The sequence below is a fragment of the Aquitalea magnusonii genome, assembly GCF_002217795.2.
Taxonomy (GTDB): domain Bacteria; phylum Pseudomonadota; class Gammaproteobacteria; order Burkholderiales; family Chromobacteriaceae; genus Aquitalea; species Aquitalea magnusonii_B.
In genome coordinates this window covers 2457604-2476946 of sequence record NZ_AP018823.1, presented here as the reverse complement: position 1 = coordinate 2476946, position 19343 = coordinate 2457604, and the positions used below count along the sequence as shown (strand labels likewise).

Below are 19343 nucleotides of genomic sequence, written 5' to 3'. Positions count from 1 at the left end.
GTTTTGCTTTCCGCATACCGTGCCCCCTTGACTCTCCCCTATGTTTTGCAAATATCATTAATTCCTATAAAAAATATGAATATTAGATATTAAGATGCTGCTGCGTTACCCCATTATTCAAGGCCTTGCCCTTATTTCTGTGCTGTTGCCGGCATACGGATATGCAGCCACTTCACCCGACCAGATTCTGCGTGACCGCCAGCAACAACTGGAACAACAGCGACAAGAGTTGCTCACTCGACCGGATATTTTTAACGCTCCAATACCGGAAGCGGCTCTTCCAGCCCCGCAAGACAGCATGCAGCCACAAACTGAAATTGGCCTCTGCTTTGAGATTAAATCAGTAACTTTCACTGGTGAGCCCACCGCATGGGATGGCTGGCTGCACGATATCGTCAAACCTATGCATGGAAATTGCCCCGATGTACGCCAGTTACAAACACTGGTGCAGGTCCTTACCAATGCCATGGTAGAGCGGGGCTATGTCACCAGCCGTGCTTATCTGCCGGAGCAGAACCTTAAATCAGGGGTGCTGAAATTGGTGATTGTGCCAGGCCGTTTGGGCCAGATTCGTTTGCAAAATGGGGGGAGTGACCTGTCCCTACGCGCTGCATTTCCTATTGATTCGGGTGATGTTCTGAATGTGCGGGCACTTGAGCAAGGCCTAGAGCAGCTTTCTCGTGTGAGTTCACAAAAAGCCAGCATGGAAATTGTGCCAGCAGGGCAAGAGGGATATTCGGATGTTCTGGTGAAGCGTGAGCGAGGCAAGCCATGGAGTTTGACGTACGGGTGGGATGATTCTGGTCAGAAATCAACGGGAAAACAGCAAGGCAGTCTAGGCCTAACTACCGATAACGTTATTGGTATCAACGACAGCTTTTCGATCAATTGGACTCAGGATGGAGAACGTATCAGTGACCCACGTTCACGAGCTGATACTTTGTCCTGGGTATTACCTTGGGGTAACTGGACTGGTCTTATCAGTTACAGTGAGTCAGATTATCGCCAGTTGGTTCAAGGAGTAAATCAGACATTTATTTCTACAGGTCATAGTCGTAATTCATTTTTTTCCTTGTCGCGCTTATTGCAGCGGAACCAAGCCAGTAAAACGGAATTAGCCTTGCAACTAACGCGTAAAGCGTCGCGCAGTTTCATTGAAAACGTAGAAATCAGCACACAGCGTAGAAACCTCACCCAAATAGGCTTAGAGCTGACACATCGACATTACCTGGGTGCATGGGTCCTGGATGGTGCGTTATCGGCGACGAAGGGGATCAATTTTTGGGATGCGATGGCAGATACCTTGGCTGACCAAGGTGGGCCTTCCGCCCGTGCTCGTGTTTATGCTGTCCGTCTTAATCTGAGTGCACCACTGAAAATCGGTGAACAGAATCTGCGCTGGACGACCAGTATCAAGGGACAGTACAGCCCTGATTTGTTGCTGGGCTCCGAGCAATTCAGCATAGGTAGCCGCTATACCGTACGTGGTTTTGATACCTACAGCCTGTCTGGCAGCAATGGCTATTTTTTGCGTAACGAACTGGCATGGACAGTGTTGCCACCCAGCTCACGTGGACAGTCGCTGGAAGTTTATACCGGACTTGATCTGGGCCAGGTGTCACGTCAGACATATGACTGGGGTGCTTCCACGTTGTCGGGGTGGGGTATTGGTCTGCGAGCCAGCCTATATCCCGGCCTAAATCTTGAACTCGCCCATGAGCGCGCATTGTATCAGCCCGAAGGGTGGAACCGCCCAGCCATCACGCATTTTCGCGTAGCCATGCAGTACTGATTTAAGCCACTACCTTAATTTTGGTGATACACGATGAACAAGCTTTGCTATCGGATTATTTTCAATAAATATCGTCAACAGTTAATGGCGGTCGCTGAAATTACTGTGGGCCAAGGCAAAAATGGCAGTACCGATCGTACTACTGATTCCACTACGCCTTTGCGCGGTTGGATACCGAATTGGCTATTCAAGAGTATTGTGGTCTTTACCATGATGAGCTTGGGGACTGCCACACTTGCGGCAGATATTATTGCTGCGCCTAATGCTGGAGCGGGCAAACAGCCTGGAGTTATCAACGCTCCTAATGGTGTGAGTGTGGTCAACATCACCACCCCAACTTCCAGCGGGGTCTCCCATAACCAGTACGAGCAATTCAATGTTGGTCGCGCAGGGGCAATCCTCAACAACTCGCCAACGCTGAATCCCACCCAGTTGGGAGGCTATATCAATGGCAACGCAAATCTGATACCGGGTAACAGCGCGCGTATCATTCTGAATGAAGTGATCGCCCCAAACCCGTCTCAACTACGTGGCATGCTGGAGGTGGCCGGACAGAAGGCTGAAGTCATCATTGCCAACCCCTGGGGTATTTCTGTGGGTGCTGGTGCGGGATTTATCAATACCAGCAATGCCACGCTTACTACCGGGACTCCACAATTGAGCAATGGCAGTCTCACCGGCTACCAGGTAAGCCGTGGTAGCGTCAGCGTTGACGGTCAGGCCGACGTTAGTGTTCTGGATAGTTTCACGATCATCAGCCGTGCTTTACAGCTTAATGCCGGTTTGTATGCCAAGCAGTTGAATGTAGTGCTGGGTGCGAATCAGGTCGACAAGGCCACGCTGACTGCCACCCCAATTCAGGGTAATGGTCCGGCTCCAGCCCTGGCGCTGGATGTGGCGCAGCTAGGAGGTATGTACGCGGGTGCCATTAAGCTGATCGGTACTGAAGCCGGGGTGGGCGTTAATAGCAAAGGTCAGATCCAGGCCACTAGTGGCACATTGCAGCTAACCAGTGCAGGTGATCTGGTGCTATCAGGCTCCACCAGCGCACAGGGCGACATGACGCTTGAGGCTTTGGACAATCTTAGCAATAGCGGCACCATCAGCTCTACAGGCAAGCTCAGCGCCCGCGGTGCTCAAGCTCAACTCGACGGGACGATGGCTGCCGGTGGAGATTTGACTGTCACGGCGATAAGCGTTACCGGGCACGGTGGTTTAGCGGCGGGTAGCCGCGAAGATGGCACATTGGGAGAGCTTGGCAGCTTGCGCATCTCAGCTGCTGAGAATTTGCAGCATCATGGTCGGTTACTGGCAGCGCAGGACGTTGTACTCACTGGTGAGCGAGTACAACTCGATGAGGCCAACATTAGCAGCGTACATGGTGATATTTCGGCCCAAAGTGATAGCGATCTTAGTTTGGCTGACGCGAAGTTGATAGCCAGCGGCCAGGTGAGCCTTCAGGCCAAGGGGGTGCTGGATACGCATCAAGGATCAGTAGCTGGACGTGATTTACAGATTACGGCACAGGCGCTGAATAATCAGCAAGGTATGCTGGCCCAAGTTGGTACAGGCAGCTTGCTGCTTGATGTTGCCGGCAACATTGACAACAGCCACGGGCGCATCGTCGGAGACGGGCAATTGTTGCTGACTGCAGGTCAGTTGGCTAATACGGCTGGGTTGATTCAGGCCGATAAACTGACACTCAATAGCGGTAGTGTTAATAATCAGGGCGGTACAATGCTGGCGTTAAATGAAGATAGCCAGCATGCCTTGCATGTCCGTGGTGCATTCGATAATAGCCATGCCGGCCAGATATTGACCAATGGTGACTGGCAAATTGCTGCAGATAGTCTAAGTAACCGGCAAGGAACTATTCAGGCTCTGCGAGCATTGAATATATCTTCGGTGAATGATGTGGACAACAATAGTGGGCAGTTGTCTTCCGGGAGCCAGTTCGTATTGGATGCAGCGGGATTTAACAACCAATACGGCACCTTGCAAAGCGCCGGAACCATAACTGCTAGGCTGTTGGGTGTACTAGATAATCGTAATGGCAAAGTACTGAGTAATCAGGCCATGTCCTTACGTTTGCAGAGATTGTTTAATCAGCAAGGCATTGTGAGCGGCGGTGGGGTTACAGCCATTGCTGCGCAAAGCCTCAACAACCAGCAAGGCCGGGTAATAGGTGGGCAAAGTCTATCACTATCCCTAGTGGATAATTTCACCTTTAGCCAGGGGGATACGCTATCAAGTACTGGCGCGCTACAGCTAGATACGATGGGCGACATCATCAATAGCGGCAATTGGCAAAGTACTGGTGATATGTCTTTGTCTGCTCGCAATGTTAGCAATAATACCGGTGCGCAACTCATTGCTGGCGGGGCGCTCAGTGCCACTGCTTCGGCTTCTGTGGGCAATCAAGGTCGCATGGAGGGTAGTCAGGTAGATGTAAAAGCCGATGTAATTAACAATAGCGGCATGATTAGTGCCAACCGGCTATCGGCTAATGCTCGGCATCTGCAAAACCAGGGTAGTGCTGCAGTGCTGGCGGCTACTGAACAACTAGATGTAAGCGCCAGCGAGCGGCTAAGCAATACCGATGGTGCCCTGATGTATAGCGCGGGCTCCATGAACTTGCATAGTGGTGGGCTACTAGAAAATATCTCCTCCTTTATTGCAGCGGAAGGGGATGTAAATGTCGATGCCAGCCGATTAGAAAATCGTCGCTCGGCAGTGGTGATTCAGCGTGAGGCGGAAACCAGTAGTTATGGCTGGAACAAATACAATTACTATTGGCGCAGCTTTGGCGCACGTGGCCAGGGTGATATTTCGGCTGTAACCAAAACCTTACTGGTGAATAGCCCAGAGGCGGCTAACAGTTATTACGGCACTATCCTGCAGCTTGATCAAGCCAATAAAAAAGCCTTGGTCCGCTACCAGGGCGATCACGAGCTCTGGGTCAATTACAACGCAATCCAGAAAAATGCTGATGGCAGCTATGATATGACCTTCTATGAAGGTAAGGCCTGCCTGGGGCGAGGTGAAACTTGCCCCTATCAGCAGATTGTCTGGCGTGAATATACCGGCGTACCCCGCGTGGAACAATGGGATCCAAATCTGCACGTGAATCCCATTACGTTAAATGATATCGACGATCTGTATAACTTTCGCGAGCGCTCCGTGAGTGGCACCCGCTATTTGGATAAATTAATTTCTGCAGGGGCAGCCTCCACGCTAGATGCTGGCAAAAAGTTGACTCTGAATGTAGGCAGCTTGCTGAATGATGCCAGCCGCATTACCGCCAATGGCGACCTTGCCATTGTCGGGGCCAGCTCGGTTATCAATCAAAGCTACTCGATTAATGAGCGACTGCATGAAACAGGTGTCGATCATTACGACAAGCATGTCGGCATTCACTGGTATCGCTCCTGGACGAGAGACGAGACTAGCTCGGTACAGACGCTGGATGCCGTCATCGCAGGTAATCAGGGGGTCAGTATTGCAGCGCCAGTCATCGACAATGTCACGCAAGAGCAGGCGCAAACAACAAAAGTACCAACAGTTGGTGCTACAGCGGGCCAAGCTGATCCTGGCGATGCGCTAGCCAATTTGCTGGTGAAGCTGCCCAATAATGGCTTGTTCACACAAACTAGCTATCCAGGCGCACATTATCTGATTGAAACCGATCCACGCTTTACCCAATACAGCAATTTCATCAGCAGTGACTACATGCTGCAACAATTGGGTTTCGATCCCAATGTAATCCAAAAAAGATTAGGTGATGGCTACTATGAACAGAAACTGGTCAAGGACCAGATACTGTCGCTAACCGGAGCCGCATCCCGCAATGGCAAGGACGCTACCGAACAGTACAAGCAATTACTTAACAGCGGAGCCAAAGTAGGGCAGAGCTTTCAGTTGCAGTTGGGCGTAGCCTTGTCTCCAGAGCAAATTGCCCGTCTGCAAGAAGATATTGTCTGGATGGTGAGCGAAACAGTACAAACCGCTTCTGGTCCGCAGCAAGTACTGGTTCCCAAAGTCTATCTGGCAAGTACCAGCCCTCAACTGCGCGCGGACGGTGCATTAATCAGTGGTAAGTCCCTTAATCTGCAAGCTTCGAGGCTAAACAATCAGGGGCAATTGCATAGTGCAGAACAGCTTGTTATCCAGGCCGATCAGCTGAATCACCAGGGTGGTCTGATCGATGGTCAAAGCGTATCGCTCAGCGCCAAACAACTCAATCTAAGCACTGATCTGCAGCATAGTGGCCGCACCGCAGAAGTACGCGGTACCGATATCAAGCTGAGTGGCGATGATGTCACCTTGCGGGGTGCCAAAATCAACGCCAGCGACAGCGTTGCGATTGCAGCTAAGAATAATCTGGCCATTACCACGGCTAGACGCGAAGAAGACGGCACCGTACAAGTGATGTCTGGTCGCATGGGCAATCGCGGTACACATTTGCAAGAACCCGGCGGCAGCGGTGTGGCTACCTATACGGGCCATTGGGAACGTGCGCAAGGTTCCGACATCAGCGCAGGTGGCAAGCTGACCCTCAGCGCCGGCCAAGATATTACCGTGCAAGGCTCCAGTGCCAAAGCACAGGGCCAAACCCTGCTGAGTGCAGGACGCGACATCAACATCACCACCGATACCACCCACAATCGCGGCACCCTGCAGGCAGATAGCGCCGCCACCCGCGTGTCGGCCAGTGGCCAAGCGGATACCCTATATACCAGCCAGATTGGTGGCGCAGCCGGGCTCACCGTAGAGGCAGGCAAACAACTCACCCTGACCGGCAGTGGCCTCAGCAGCAGCCAAGGCCAGACCGCCCTCAGCGCCGACACCGTCACGCTACAGGAAGCACGGCAACAGTCAGCCGACCACGACCAGGAATGGGGTAAAAGAAGCCAGGGCCAAACCCTGATCAACAAAGACAAGGGATTCGGCAGCAGCATCAGCAGCAGCCAGGGCGTCAATATCGTGGCACGCCAGAGTGACCTCACCCTGCAAGGCAGCAGCATCGACGCCGACCAGGGCGCGATCAAGCTCAAGGCGGCACAAGACGTCAAACTTCTGGCCAGCCAGGATCAAGAACAACTGCAACAAGAACACCACAGCAGCAGCAAAGGACTGTTCCGCAGCAAGCGCACCGACAGTATTCAAGAGCACCAACGCACCCAAGCCCAAGGCAGCAGCCTGTCTGCCGACAGCATCCGCATCGACGCCGGTCGCGACCTCACGCTGCAGGGCGGCAATGTCGCTGCCACCCACGATGTCGAGCTGACAGCAGGGCGCGATGTCACCCTCACTACGGCTATCAGCACCGAGCGCCAGTTTGCTGATGAAAAAACCAGCACCTCCGGCTTGATGGGCAGCGGCGGCATTGGCTTTAGCATTGGCAAACAATCCCAGCGCGACCAGCAAGCAGACACAGGTACCGCCGAAAAAGGCAGCACCGTCGGCAGCATCCTAGGCAATGTCAACATCCATGCCGGCCAGCAAGCCACCCTACGTGGCACGGATGTCATTGCCGGCGGCGATATCGACCTCAAGGCCAAAGAAATCCGTATCGAAGCCGCAGAAAACCGCTACCAACACGACGAAAAGCACGAAGCCAGCAAGAGCGGCCTCACCGTCGCCCTCTCCGGCGTAGTCGGTGCCGCCGTCAATACCGCCGTCCAACAAACCCAGGAAGCCAAAGAAACCGACAATGGCCGACTGCAAGCCCTCAAAGGCATCCAGGCCGGCCTGAGCGGCTATCAAGCCTACCAAGCCTATCAAGAAGAAGCCGCCAAAGCCCCCGCTGAACAAAGCTTTGCCGGCATCAGCCTGTCCATCGGCAACCAAAAATCCGCCTCACACAGCAGCACCAGCCAGAGCCAAAGCCAAGGCAGCAGCCTGCAAGCAGGCGGCAACCTCAGCTTAAGCGCGACCGGCAGCGGCCAGCGCGATGCCCAAGGCCAAGCCCAGGACGGCGACATCCGCATTCGGGGCAGCAGCCTGCAAGCCGGCAAAGACCTCACCCTGGACGCCGCCCGCGACATCGAACTGACCGCCAGCCGCAATCAAAGCACCGAAACCGGCGGCAATACCAGCAGCGGCTGGAACCTGGGCATCAGCCTGGGCGTCAGCAACAGCGGAGCAGGGCTCTCCATCTTTGCCAACGCCAACAAAGGCAAAGGCAGCGAAAGCGGCCACGGCAACAACTGGCAAGAAACCACCCTCAATGCCGGCAACACACTGCAGCTCCAGTCCGGACGCGACACCACCCTCACCGGGGCCCAAGCCAGTGGCCACACCATCGTGGCAGAAGTAGGCCGCGACCTCACCCTCAGCAGCCAGCAAGACGAAGACCACTATCATGCCAAGCAAAACCAAGCCAGCGTGGGCGGCAGCTTCACCGTTGGCAGCATGACCGGCAGCGGCTCCTTCAGTGTCAGCAAACAAAAGCTCGACAGCGACTACCGCAGCGTACAAGAACAAACCGGCCTTTACGCCGGCAGTGGCGGCTATGACATCACCGTTGGCCAGCACACCCAACTCAACGGTGCCGTGATTGGCAGCACCGCCAGCGCCGACAAAAACCAACTGGACACCGGCACCCTCGGCTTCAGCAACCTGCACAACCAAGCCGACTACAAAGTCGAAAGCCAAAGCATCGGCATGAGCAGCGGCCTGAGCGTCAGCGACCAACTCAAAGGCACCCTGATGAGCCAGGGAGCCAGCAGCCTGCTCGGCGGCGGCAACAGCAGCGGCCATGCCGAATCCACCACCTATGCGGCAATCAGTGATGGCAGCATCACCATCCGTGACCAGGACAAGCAGCAACAAGACATCGCCACCCTCAGCCGCGACGTCGAACATGCCGCCAACGGCCTCAGCCCCATCTTCGACAAAGACAAAGAACGGCAACGACTCGCCGAAGCCCAAGCCATCGGCGCCATCGGCAGCCAACTCATCCAGGTTGTTGCCACCGACAAACTGGCCGAAGCCAACCGCAAAGCCGGCCAAGACCCAGACTACGCCAACAGCCAGGAATACAAAGACCTGCAAGCCCAGTGGGGCACAGGCGGCACCTTCCAAAAGGCCGCCACCGCCGCCACCGCCGCCCTGCAAGGGCTGGCGGGGAACAACCTCCAGGCAGCACTGGCCGGCGCCGCCGCGCCCTACCTGGCAGGCGTAGTCAAAGACCTGACCGGCGACAACAAACAAGCCAACATCCTCGCCCATGCCGTGGTGGGTGCCGCGCTCGCCCAACTCAAAGGCGACAATGCCCTTGCCGGAGCGGCAGGCGCAGGCAGCGCCCCGCTGATGGCCGACTACCTGCAACAGACGCTGTATCCTGATGCGAAAAACCTGACGGAAGAACAAAAGCAAACCATCAGCGCGCTGACCACGCTGGCCTCAGGGCTGGCAGGCGGCCTGGCGGGTGGAAACAGCGCAGGTGGGCTGACAGGGATGCAGGCGGGTAAGAATGAGGTGGAGAATAACACCTTGTCGCCCAAGGAAATCAACACCCTGGGTAAAGAGCTTCAGTCGCAATGCGGTACGCTCAGTGGAGGCTCGAAATCGGCGTGCGAAAATGGCTTGATTACTGCTGCTGTCAAAGAAAGTAACCGCAGAAACGACTTTAGTCCGGAATATCAAGCCGCATTTGACGCCACATTCAACAAGGCGATGGCAGATGTTTCCACCATCTGCAAAGCCAATAGTCAGTGTGTTACCGAAGTAGCCAATAGCCTATTGATGGCTCGCCTAAGCTGCAGTACGGTAGAGTGTGCCAATGGCCAAGCAGGAGGTGCTGTCCGCAATGCCGCGCTGCGCTATGGCAGTGTGCTGGATGTTGCCAAACTGGCAGTAGGGGATTTTGGTTGGCTGGTTGGGTTGAAGGGGCCGTCTACAACTGCTGCAAACTCTGCGGTCATATCTGTCCGTCAGGCAGACCTTAATACGCTTGCGGCAAATGGCGTGAAATTTACTCCAGAAAATGTGTTAGCAACTGGCATTGGGCCAAACGGGAAAATTGTTTTTCTTGAAAACGGATCATCAAGTGCAGGATTGCAACACATTATCGAAAGGCATGCGGCTGATTTTGAAAGCAAAGGCATTGCACAGTCCGATATTCCTTCGGTGGTAATGGAGGCTGTTACTAAAGGTACGTTGGTAGGGACGAATGGCTCGGCCCCTGTCTATCAAATAATTTATGACGGATCACCAAAATATATTTCTGTTGGGGTTGGCTCCAATGGTTTTATTGTCCGTGCAAACCCCGTCTCGACATGGAAACCTGTTCAATGAAAAAGCTAAGATTAAGTGCTGAGTACGGTGCGCCTCCAATTTTCAATCCCACCCCTGAAGAAATGGGGCATATAGATATCGACGATCTTAACCTGTCTTCTGATCTTTTGATTAAAATAAGAGAGTGGGATTTTAAATTTCAAAAAACTTTTGTAGATGACTATCCACCAGATTCTGGTTTTAAAATTCTCGACGATTTGCAGCAACATAATAAAGTTGGGGCTGAGCTTGCAGAACTGATTCAGCAGGAGATGGGGGAAAATATATTTATCGAATTTTTTCCGCTAAAGTAGAGTTTCCACGACGTCTGCAAACTCCACCGCGATGCCCAAGGCCAATCCAAAAATTCAAAGCAATCCATGAGCAACAAAGCCGCGAAGTGGATAAAAACAGCCCGCTGGTGGCGCAAGGCTGGGACAAGGAACTCGCCTACGGCGGTATCCAGATCAGCGAACGTCCAAACTGGATGAGCGACATCTTTGGCATGGACGTGATGCGCGACGAACAAGCCAAAGCCCTGGTGAAATACTGGAATGCACAAGACCTGAACAAGATCGACAGCAATAGCCCGGCCTGGAGCAAGTTCGCGGTGTTTGCCTCCGACCCAGAAAACCAACTGGCACTGTTCAGTGGTGGCCTGGCGGTGAAGGAGCTGGTCCAAAAGGCCACCGCCTTCCTCAGCCGCAATAGCGCGACAAGCACGGTCGAAGCTTCTAAGATTGGCCTGCAATGGGGCAAAGGCAATATGAAGCAAGGCATGCCCTGGGAGGATTTTGTTGGCACCACCTTACCTGCCAATTCCCGCTTGCCACAAAACTTCAAAACCTTTGATTATTATGATCGTCTCTCTAAAACCGCCATCAGCGCCAAAACCCTGGATACACAGACCTTGGCCAAGCTAACTAAGCCGAATCAACTATATAGCTCGATCAAGAGTAATGTGGATGCGGTGGCGAAGTTTAAACCGGCAGATTTGTCGGGTGTTACACTAACCCCGGCGATGATTGCCAATCGTGAAATCCGCTTGGCAGTCCCGGCGCAAACCAATGCTACGCAGTGGCTGGAAATCAACCGTGCGGTCGAATACGGCAAGACCTTGGGCATCAAGATTAATATTACACAGGTAAAGTGAAATGACCTTTAAACCAAATCAAGATTATTGGACCAATGTGTACATTACCGAGCAATTTATTTCTATAAGAACTTATTCTGGTTTAGGCTTGGCGGGGGCGGATCCACTATTCCCACAACATTTATTGGAACCAGATGCAGATCATCACACCCTTGGTCTGACAGTATTGCAAGCCTTGCAAAATAGCCGAACCTTAAGCAATGAGGAATGTGAAACTACCGATTTTTTTGATTTGACCGCAGGCAAACTACGCTATCAAGCCTGGTATCAGGAATTGATGCAGCGTTATGGCTATAAAACCAAAAAAGCCTTGTTCAAGAATATGCAGTTATGTGGTATTCACTGCGTGAACGGCATCATTACCATTATTCCTTATCGTCACGAAAAACTAGAGGCCTGGGGTGGCGACGGTATCGAGGAGAGTGATTATGTCGTACTTTCTACCGCGTCTACACCAGAAGAAATTGGCGCAGGCCTACGCTTAGCCATCAGTCGCTGTCGTTGACGCCTGCCCTGCCCGGTGTGGGTGCAGTCCGAAAGATTAACAACCCCGCACTGGGCAGCGCCAAGGCCAATAAAGAGCTCTCCTTGGACGCAGCTCGTGACATAAAACAAAGCACTGAAAGTGGCAATCTCAACAACGCCTGCAGTGCATAAAGTTTTGCACACACCAATTAAAGATATATTTCCATGAAGAAAAATACCATAACTTGTTTTCGAACAAAAATTATCAACACATTTGTCTTAATTACTTTATCATCTGCATCTGCATCTGCATCTGCATCTGCATCTGCATCTGCATCTGCAATATCTAACCAGATATCTGCTGATATCTTGCTGAGCAAACTGACTGATAGTTGCGATACATCGCTATTTGGCTATCTAAAACAAAATGAAGCAGTTGCAACTAAACTGGCACCTGTGTATACGAAAGATAATTTTCTATTTTTCAAAGTGAAAAATAGAAAATCACACGACAATGACAGCATCGTTAACTTCACAACTCCATTGAATGCGAGTGGTTTGGAAATTATAGGCTACACCGATCAGTATACAAATCTGGGTAAAGATGGTCGTTATTATAATTGGGGATTTGTCGTAAAGGGTAATCCTGCAGATGTTATAAAGAAGCTACCTGCCAATGTTGCATCACAGCTACGCCAAGATGGTGATATTTTTATCAAAGCGGAATGGAAGCCTTCAAAAGACGATGCAGCCCCTTGGCGAGCAGGCACTAACACACCATCAGGCGAGCCGCCAAAGCTTGGCACTGTGGAGCTGCTTTTGATGCTCGAAGCCACTTCTGCCAACGAAACGCATATTATTTGTTCACTACAAGGCACTGTCACCCAAGATATTCTTAAAGCTCATAGGCCAGACCTGTACGATGAAATGTATAATAATAAAATCACTGTACAAAAATGGATAATTGCCGCAGAGCTAATTAAAAATTTCCAAATGGGGCGCCTTTTCAATAGCAATGAAGAGAAACAGAAAATTCTACAAGATACCATTTCAACCCTGAAAAAAAATAACCCAAATCACCCTCTAGCTTATTGGCAGGAGCTGACAGAAATTCAAAATAATTTCTTGGATGATGTTGCGAGAGATGAGCCGGAAAATGAGAAAAATCTTAGGGCGTTGATGGCTCTGTTGATGGTGAATGCTATGGATATTGATCAACTGAAAGATACGCCGCCAGAACAATCCCCGATTGTAACCCTAGTAACCAATAATATTATGAGCGTCGAACAGCTGGTACAGCTTAAAGGGGAATTTCAATATGGTGCTGCACTGCGAAAAAGAGAGGAAGCAGTAAAGAAACTGAAGGAGCGATATGATTTAGCCGACAAAAAGTGACTATCATGTTGTGGTTGGAGATTGGTGAAGTGTTGCTCTCACTCAGTCCAAGGCTGGTTCTAAGGAAGCCCGATGCCATCCCGTAAAGAAATTGCAAGTATTTGAGATAAACTGGCTATTTGTCTGGTGTATAGATTCAATCTTGGAATGGAGAGTAAAAATAAAATGATCTTTGGAGAGCCTTTTTACTTTGCACTGCAGTTTGATGTTGTCGAGGCATGGAATTCACCCGAAAGTATATGGCGAAATGGACTTTTTTGTTGTAGGTAAAAGGTGAGAGGGTGTTTGAGATTGTAGATGTTGTTGAGTTAAAAACAACATTTGGATTTTATTCAAAATCACCAATAGAAGAACTTTGTATTAATAACATAGAAATTGATGCGGTCGATTTGTATCGGAATGCTGAAAAATATTTCATAGGAGATGGTGAGGAGTTGATTAAGGGGTTGTTTGATCTAACATGCACAGCGATGGAAGATGGTCAGTGCTATTTGTATTTAATTAAAACAGACGAAGGTGATAGATTGGTATGGAGTACTGATAATGGAGAGAATGTAAGTGAGGCTATACTTCCTGTAGGAACGATAAAGGAAACTATAAAAAATTACAAAATATAAATCTGTAATCACTCAGGCTCCTCGATAAATCCCATTTTCCTAAATGGTTAATCAATAAAATCAATAAGTTACGAGATGTTTATTGCCCAAAGAGAGGGTTTTCGAGGAACCACCTTCGGCTTCGGCCAGCAAAATGGCATCAGCTTCCAACTGGGCGTTGGCCAGAGCCAGGGCAGCAGCCTGCAAGCCGGCAAAGACCTCACCCTGGACGCCGCCCGCGACATCGCACTGACCGCCAGCCGCAACCACCGCACCGAAACCGGCGGCAATACCAGCAGCGGCTGGAACCTGGGCATCAGCCTGGGCGTCAGCAACAGCGGAGCAGGGCTTTCCATCTTTGCCAACGCCAACAAAGGCAAAGGCAGCGAAAGCGGCCACGGCAACACCTGGCAAGAAACCACCCTCAATGCCGGCAACACACTGCAGCTCCAGTCCGGGCGCGACACCACCCTCACCGGAGCCCAAGCCAGCGGGCGCGCCATTGTGGCCGAAGTAGGCCGCGACCTCACCCTCAGCAGCCAGCAAGACGAAGACCACTACCACGCCAAGCAAAACCAAGCCAGCGTGGGCGGCAGCTTCACCGTTGGCAGCATGACCGGCAGCGGCTCCTTCAGCCTCAGCAAACAAAAGCTCGACAGCGACTACCGCAGCGTACAAGAACAAACCGGCCTTTACGCCGGCAGTGGCGGCTATGACATCACCGTGGGCCAGCACACCCAACTCAACGGCGCCGTGATGGGCAGCACCGCCAGCGCCGACCAAAACCAACTGGACACCGGCACCCTCGGCTTCAGCAATCTACACAACCAAGCCGACTACACAGTCGAAAGCCAAAGCATCGGCATGAGCAGCGGCCTGAGCGTCAGCGACCAACTCAAAGGCACCCTGATGAGCCAGGGAGCCAGCAGCCTGCTCGGCGGCGGCAACAGCAGCGGCCATGCCGAATCCACCACCTATGCGGCAATCAGTGATGGCAGCATCACCATCCGTGACCAGGACAAACAGCAACAAGACATCGCCACCCTCAGCCGCGACGTCGAACATGCCGCCAACGGCCTTAGCCCCATCTTCGACAAAGACAAAGAACGGCAACGACTCGCCGAAGCCCAAGCCATCGGCGCCATCGGCAGCCAACTCATCCAGGTTGTTGCCACCGACAAACTGGCCGAAGCCAACCGCAAAGCCACCCAAGACCCAGACTACGCCAACAGCCAGGAATACAAAGACCTGCAAGCCCAGTGGGGCACCGGCGGCACCTTCCAAAAGGCCGCTACCGCCGCCACCGCCGCCCTGCAAGGGCTGGCGGGGAACAACCTCCAGGCTGCACTGGCCGGTGCCGCCGCCCCCTACCTGGCAGGCGTAGTCAAAGACCTGACCGGCGACAACAAACAAGCCAACATTCTCGCCCATGCCGTGGTGGGCGCTGCGCTGGCCCAACTCAAAGGCGACAATGCCCTTGCCGGAGCAGCAGGCGCAGGCAGCGCGCCGCTGATGGCCGACTACCTGCAACAGACGCTGTATCCTGATGCGAAAAACCTGACGGAAGAACAAAAGCAAACCATCAGCGCGCTGACCACGCTGGCCTCAGGGCTGGCAGGCGGCCTGGCGGGTGGAAACAGCGCCGGTGGGCTGACGGGGATGCAGGCGGGCAAGAATGAGGTGGAGAATAACTACCTGACAGCCAAACAGGACGCGGCCAAGAATACCGAAAAAGCGGGCTGCAAAGGCGAGTTGAGCTGCCTAGCCAAGGTTGAACTGAAATATGCCCTGATCAGCGGCCAGCAAGAAATCGGACGGATGGTCGGCGTCGGTGGCGGCATCGGCCTGCAAAGCTACCAGCAGGCAGAAAACATCGTCGACATGGTGCGCAACTGGAGCGACACCCAAAAAACTCTGGTCGCCCTGGTCAACGACCCCGCTTTCCGCAGCAAGGTTGGCGACAGCATTGTGCAAGACTACCGCCAACGCATAGACCTGATGACTAAGGCCTACAATGATGGCGGCTGGGACGGATCGGTCACATCCGGGGTAGAAGCCGGACGACTGGCGGTGGATGTGGTGGGCGCGGCGACAGCGGTGATGGGGGCGGGTAAAGTAGCCGCTACCGCAGCCAAGGCCGGGGCCAATGTGGCGGGGCAGGCCATCACCAAAACCGCAGCGGCGGTAGAAGCCTCTGTTGGTGGTTTGCAAGGCTTCAACCAGCTACTGAAAAACGGCGGACTGTTTACCAGTAATGGCAAACCACTGATGGACTTCCGCTTGCTGACCACTGCTCAGAAAAGCGTAGTTGGCGACCTGCTGGGCAGCCAGAAAGTGCAACAGCTGATTCCCGGCGCGCAAGAAATAGGCCGCAGCCCCGGCATCGGACAAAGCGGTATTGACGGGTTGTACAAGGTCAACAAGCCGGGCGTGGATTATGTGGTGATCGAATACAAATTCGGGTCATCCAAACAAAGCATGACGCTGGACGGCTTGCAAGGCAGTGATAGCTGGTTGAGCGGGGCGAATACCAATTACAACCGGATATTGGAGTCGGTGGGCCTAGCTAATGCATCAAAAGTAGAAAAAGCCCTGAGTGAGGGGAAGGTTGAAAAGTGGTTGGTACACACCGACCCATTTGGTCGAGTGACAGTAGGCGTGATGAGGAAGGATGGTAAATTGATTCCAAATCCTGAGGCGGCATCGAAATTATTAAAAGGGATAAAATAGTGCGCTCGTTAATTGGCAGTCGTGCATACTGGGATGGCTTGGTGAAATTTCTTATTGAAGATATATGTGATCGTTGGGAGACCGCCAATAAGCCCGGTGGAGATGTATCCTATGCTCCCCAATATATGTTTTCAATTTCAAGAGAGAATTGGCACTTGCTACTCAGCCGCTACTCCCGTGGCGACGACATCCAGGAACTGGCGCAGTATTTCCCGCCCTTACTCGATGCCTGGGAAGAATCCGAGCGGTTGGGCAAGGACGTGTTTACCCCGCAACAGCAATACACCCGCCACGCCTGGAAGGTGAATCTGGACCATTACATCGTCTGCTTCTGGCTGGTGGGGCTGGCTTTGGCCCTGGAGCTGCCGGACGCGCAATGGCAACGGCTGCTGCTATTGATTGGCAACGAAGGCGAAGACCAATTACTCGACCGTATCATTGCCAGCCGTCAAACAGGGCGCAAGATTGGCGTTACGCTGTGCCACCCCAAGCCCTACCAGCGGCTGCTGAACGCCATCGACGCCCCAGCAGCACAGCAAGCCCGGCTGCTGGCCGACTTTGTGCAGCACTGGTATCGCGAACTGGACCGCCCGGCCAAACCCGGCAATGCCCCGGCCACCGCCATGTATGAACGCCCGTACTGGTACAGCTTGGGGAATCGACAGTTAGAGGACAGCGGTTACTTTGGCCGCTGGTGCGTGGAGGCGGTAGCCGCCGTCAAAGCCTTTGGCCTGGATGACAGCCAGTGTCTGGGACTGGAACACTACCCCGGCGACCTGCTACGGCCCAACGGCCCCAGCACCCACCCCGCCCGCCCGGACAACGGCGACGATCAAACGCCCACCATCCCCAGCCCACCCTGTAAAAGCTGGTGGCAACGTTTATTGGGGCGCTAACAGTAACAGCCCGCCTATCCATTAAATAGCCGGGCTGTTCTGCACGGGTGACTACGCGGGTTCAAGCCAGCAATTGCTGTGTTGCTGCTGCAAACCCAGCAAGCCCTGCATCAAGTGGCTGCGATAGGCATCGGACGGGTGCAGGGCAAGCAAGGCCAATACCGCCTCCAGCGTCTGGGCCTGCTCTCGCAATGCGGATTCCAGTTGGGCAAAACCACGTGCCAAATCCTGCACCGGGCTGCGCAGCGCGGCAAAGCGGTCCTGCTGGAGCATGGCTTGCAGCAGGACGATGTGTTGGTGCATCAGGGGGAGGATGGGTGTGGTGGTTTGGTGTGTCATGGGCGTTGCTCCTGAGGTGGTATATAGAGCAACGGCGGGGTGGTGGAAGACCTGCTTAAGGCGGTAAACGGTGCAATACAGGATAGGAAGATACGCATCAGAAGGCTCCAGAAAGCAGCTGGAATCTGCTCCCTACGACGCCAATCGCGGGTGGCAGGCGCATGGCGGGATTGGCGTTACCGGCTTCCTTCCCGGCGCCTCAAAAGAGGCTCCCACCATGGCCCGCCATAAAAAAGGCAAAGCAATGGTGTGCGGACTGGTACGCAAGCGCGTAGCAGTCCGGGAAGCTCGGGACGCCAATCCCGGTGCCGCTATTGAACGGCACGGTGGGGATTATCTAGTGCTGCGGGTGGGAAGGCAAGAAACATGGGCTAGGGCGGGCGGTGGCAAGGCGGGGCATGGTGTACGGAGCGCGGGCCGTGGATGGCAACGCAAAGGTATGCGTCAGTTGGCGACGCAAGGTTTAAACGCGACGTGCTTGCCTTAGCTGGCGGCGGGCCTGCGCCAGGTCCCAGGCGCTTTGCAGGGCCATCCAGAACTGTGCATCCTGGCCGAACAAGCAGGCCAGCCGGATGGCGGTGTCGGGGCTGATGCCGCGTTTGCCGGCAATCAGTTCGTTCAGCCTGCGCCGCGAGATGCCCAGCCGCCGCGCGGCATCGGTCTGGCTCATGCCGGAGGGTGCCAGAAAGCGGCTGTCCAGAAAGCGGCCGGGATGTAGCGGGGTGCGGGCACTGACGAGCGGAGTGGACATGGTGGCGGGCTTGGATGGCGTGTTGGGCTGCGTTGCTTTGCCGCCAGCGTGTGCTGGCGGCAGTTTGACACAAGCTGCGGTCTGGTCAGGAAAATGAAAACGTCAGCGCCAAGGCGTGCCGATGCAGACAGTAGGCTGAGTCAGGCAAGCAGGCGCTGAGGTTTTCCTGGTTTAGTCCTTGAACATGCGGAAACCGCTGATCATGGTCGACACCATGCTCTGCTTGGACATGATGTCTTCGCGGATGGCTGCATACACGTGAATCATCACGAACAAAATGATGGACCACATGCCCAGCCGGTGCCAGTTGTGTACGGTAAGGCTGTTGCCGCCAAAGGCGGAAATCACCCAGCCAAAGCCCTGGTAGGCCCAGCTCTTGGTGCCCAGGCCTTCGCCGTACAGCGCAAAGCCGGAGAAGCACATGAATACCGCGGCCCACAGGAAAGTGGCCATGGCGATCTGGCCGACCGGGTTGTGGCCGATGTATTTTTTCGGATAGCGCTCCAGGAACAGATACCAGCGCACTTCAAAGAAAAATTCCTTCCACCAGCCCTTGTCCCACACCGGCACCAGAATGATCTCGCGTGCATGGTGATTGCCCACCAGCGCCCAGTACAGCCGGCCAATCAGGCCGATGGCCAGGATGTAGCCGGCGGTGAAATGGGCAAAGCGGATATAGCCCATGACAAAATTGAAGGTGGCCTCGCCCGGAACCGAAGGCAGGGGTTTGCCGATCAGGTAACCGGTAACGGACAGGGTGATGATGCACAGCACGGTAACCCAGTGCCACAGGCGCACCGGTGCCTCGTACACATAAACGGACGTGACCTTGCGGCCCAGGCCCTGTGGGGCGTTGCCGTCGAAGCCGTAGCTTTTCATGTTGAATCTCCTGTTTTCCCGCCGTACCGCCACGCTGCCGGCCATCCCGGGAGTGATGGGCACTCCG

At 53.7% G+C, this 19343-nt stretch carries 13 protein-coding genes; 10 read left to right on the top strand and 3 right to left on the bottom strand.

Translation table 11 applies throughout. The features are described from left to right. Window positions 1-94: 94 nt before the first annotated feature. From DLM_RS11775 to DLM_RS11735, 10 genes are all read left to right on the top strand, one after another. Entirely contained in the window at window positions 95-1792 is a 1698-nt protein-coding gene (locus DLM_RS11775; protein WP_089086186.1) for a ShlB/FhaC/HecB family hemolysin secretion/activation protein, read from the top strand. Window positions 1793-1825: 33 nt separating this feature from the next. Next, entirely contained in the window at window positions 1826-10093 is an 8268-nt protein-coding gene (locus DLM_RS11770; protein ID WP_089086187.1) for a hemagglutinin repeat-containing protein, read from the top strand. Further along, a complete protein-coding gene (locus DLM_RS11765) occupies window positions 10090-10386 on the top strand; it encodes a hypothetical protein (RefSeq protein WP_089086188.1) in 297 nt (98 codons plus the stop codon). The genes DLM_RS11770 and DLM_RS11765 overlap by 4 nt, the downstream gene beginning before the upstream one ends. 86 nt (window positions 10387-10472) lie before the next feature. Further along, window positions 10473-11225 carry a hypothetical protein gene (locus DLM_RS11760; RefSeq protein ID WP_197715392.1) on the top strand — a complete coding sequence of 251 codons (753 nt, stop codon included), beginning with the start codon at window positions 10473-10475 and terminating at the stop codon, window positions 11223-11225. 1 nt (window position 11226) lies between these two features. Next, window positions 11227-11730, top strand: a complete 504-nt coding sequence (locus DLM_RS11755; RefSeq protein ID WP_089086189.1) for a contact-dependent growth inhibition system immunity protein — start codon at window positions 11227-11229, stop codon at window positions 11728-11730. A gap of 185 nt (window positions 11731-11915) precedes the next feature. After that, the gene (locus DLM_RS11750) at window positions 11916-13085 is read left to right on the top strand and encodes a hypothetical protein (protein WP_167467098.1); all 1170 of its coding nucleotides are present in this window, start codon (window positions 11916-11918) and stop codon (window positions 13083-13085) included. A 147-nt stretch (window positions 13086-13232) separates the two neighbouring features. Beyond that, the gene (locus DLM_RS24025; protein WP_197715391.1) at window positions 13233-13355 is read left to right on the top strand and encodes an Imm42 family immunity protein; all 123 of its coding nucleotides are present in this window, start codon (window positions 13233-13235) and stop codon (window positions 13353-13355) included. 11 nt (window positions 13356-13366) lie between these two features. Then, window positions 13367-13702: an Imm42 family immunity protein gene (locus DLM_RS11745; RefSeq protein WP_197715390.1), complete on the top strand. Its 336-nt coding sequence runs from the start codon at window positions 13367-13369 to the stop codon at window positions 13700-13702. Between the two features lie 75 nt (window positions 13703-13777). Continuing rightward, on the top strand, window positions 13778-16411 hold the full coding sequence (locus DLM_RS23870; RefSeq protein WP_089086191.1) for a hemagglutinin repeat-containing protein: 2634 nt from the start codon (window positions 13778-13780) through the stop codon (window positions 16409-16411). Next, window positions 16411-17307 (top strand): PoNe immunity protein domain-containing protein, encoded by an 897-nt coding sequence (locus tag DLM_RS11735; protein ID WP_269461324.1) that lies wholly within the window; start codon window positions 16411-16413, stop codon window positions 17305-17307. Before DLM_RS23870 ends, DLM_RS11735 begins: the two co-directional genes overlap by 1 nt. Window positions 17308-17358: 51 nt before the next feature. Here the strand turns inward: DLM_RS11735 and DLM_RS11730 are convergent, their stop codons facing one another. The 3 genes from DLM_RS11730 to cybH all read right to left on the bottom strand — a co-directional run bounded on the left by DLM_RS11730 (window position 17359) and on the right by cybH (window position 19276). After that, the gene (locus DLM_RS11730) at window positions 17359-17646 is read right to left on the bottom strand and encodes a hypothetical protein (protein ID WP_089086193.1); all 288 of its coding nucleotides are present in this window, start codon (window positions 17644-17646) and stop codon (window positions 17359-17361) included. 463 nt (window positions 17647-18109) lie between these two features. After that, window positions 18110-18397 (bottom strand): HigA family addiction module antitoxin, encoded by a 288-nt coding sequence (locus DLM_RS11725; protein WP_089086194.1) that lies wholly within the window; start codon window positions 18395-18397, stop codon window positions 18110-18112. 171 nt (window positions 18398-18568) lie between these two features. After that, window positions 18569-19276 (bottom strand): Ni/Fe-hydrogenase, b-type cytochrome subunit, encoded by a 708-nt coding sequence (cybH, locus tag DLM_RS11720; RefSeq protein WP_089086195.1) that lies wholly within the window; start codon window positions 19274-19276, stop codon window positions 18569-18571. Window positions 19277-19343: the final 67 nt, after the last annotated feature.

Bases quoted from the DNA above. Each gene is read 5' to 3' on its own strand.
- DLM_RS11750 (WP_167467098.1), top strand. From the start codon at position 11,916: ATGAAGAAAAATACCATAACTTGTTTTCGAACAAAAATTATCAACACA.
- DLM_RS11755 (WP_089086189.1), top strand. From the start codon at position 11,227: ATGACCTTTAAACCAAATCAAGATTATTGGACCAATGTGTACATTACC.
- DLM_RS24025 (WP_197715391.1), top strand. From the start codon at position 13,233: ATGGAGAGTAAAAATAAAATGATCTTTGGAGAGCCTTTTTACTTTGCA.
- DLM_RS11730 (WP_089086193.1), bottom strand. From the start codon at position 17,646: ATGACACACCAAACCACCACACCCATCCTCCCCCTGATGCACCAACAC.
- DLM_RS23870 (WP_089086191.1), top strand. From the start codon at position 13,778: ATGTTTATTGCCCAAAGAGAGGGTTTTCGAGGAACCACCTTCGGCTTC.
- cybH (WP_089086195.1), bottom strand. From the start codon at position 19,276: ATGAAAAGCTACGGCTTCGACGGCAACGCCCCACAGGGCCTGGGCCGC.
- DLM_RS11770 (WP_089086187.1), top strand. From the start codon at position 1,826: ATGAACAAGCTTTGCTATCGGATTATTTTCAATAAATATCGTCAACAG.
- DLM_RS11775 (WP_089086186.1), top strand. From the start codon at position 95: ATGCTGCTGCGTTACCCCATTATTCAAGGCCTTGCCCTTATTTCTGTG.
- DLM_RS11725 (WP_089086194.1), bottom strand. From the start codon at position 18,397: ATGTCCACTCCGCTCGTCAGTGCCCGCACCCCGCTACATCCCGGCCGC.
- DLM_RS11765 (WP_089086188.1), top strand. From the start codon at position 10,090: ATGAAAAAGCTAAGATTAAGTGCTGAGTACGGTGCGCCTCCAATTTTC.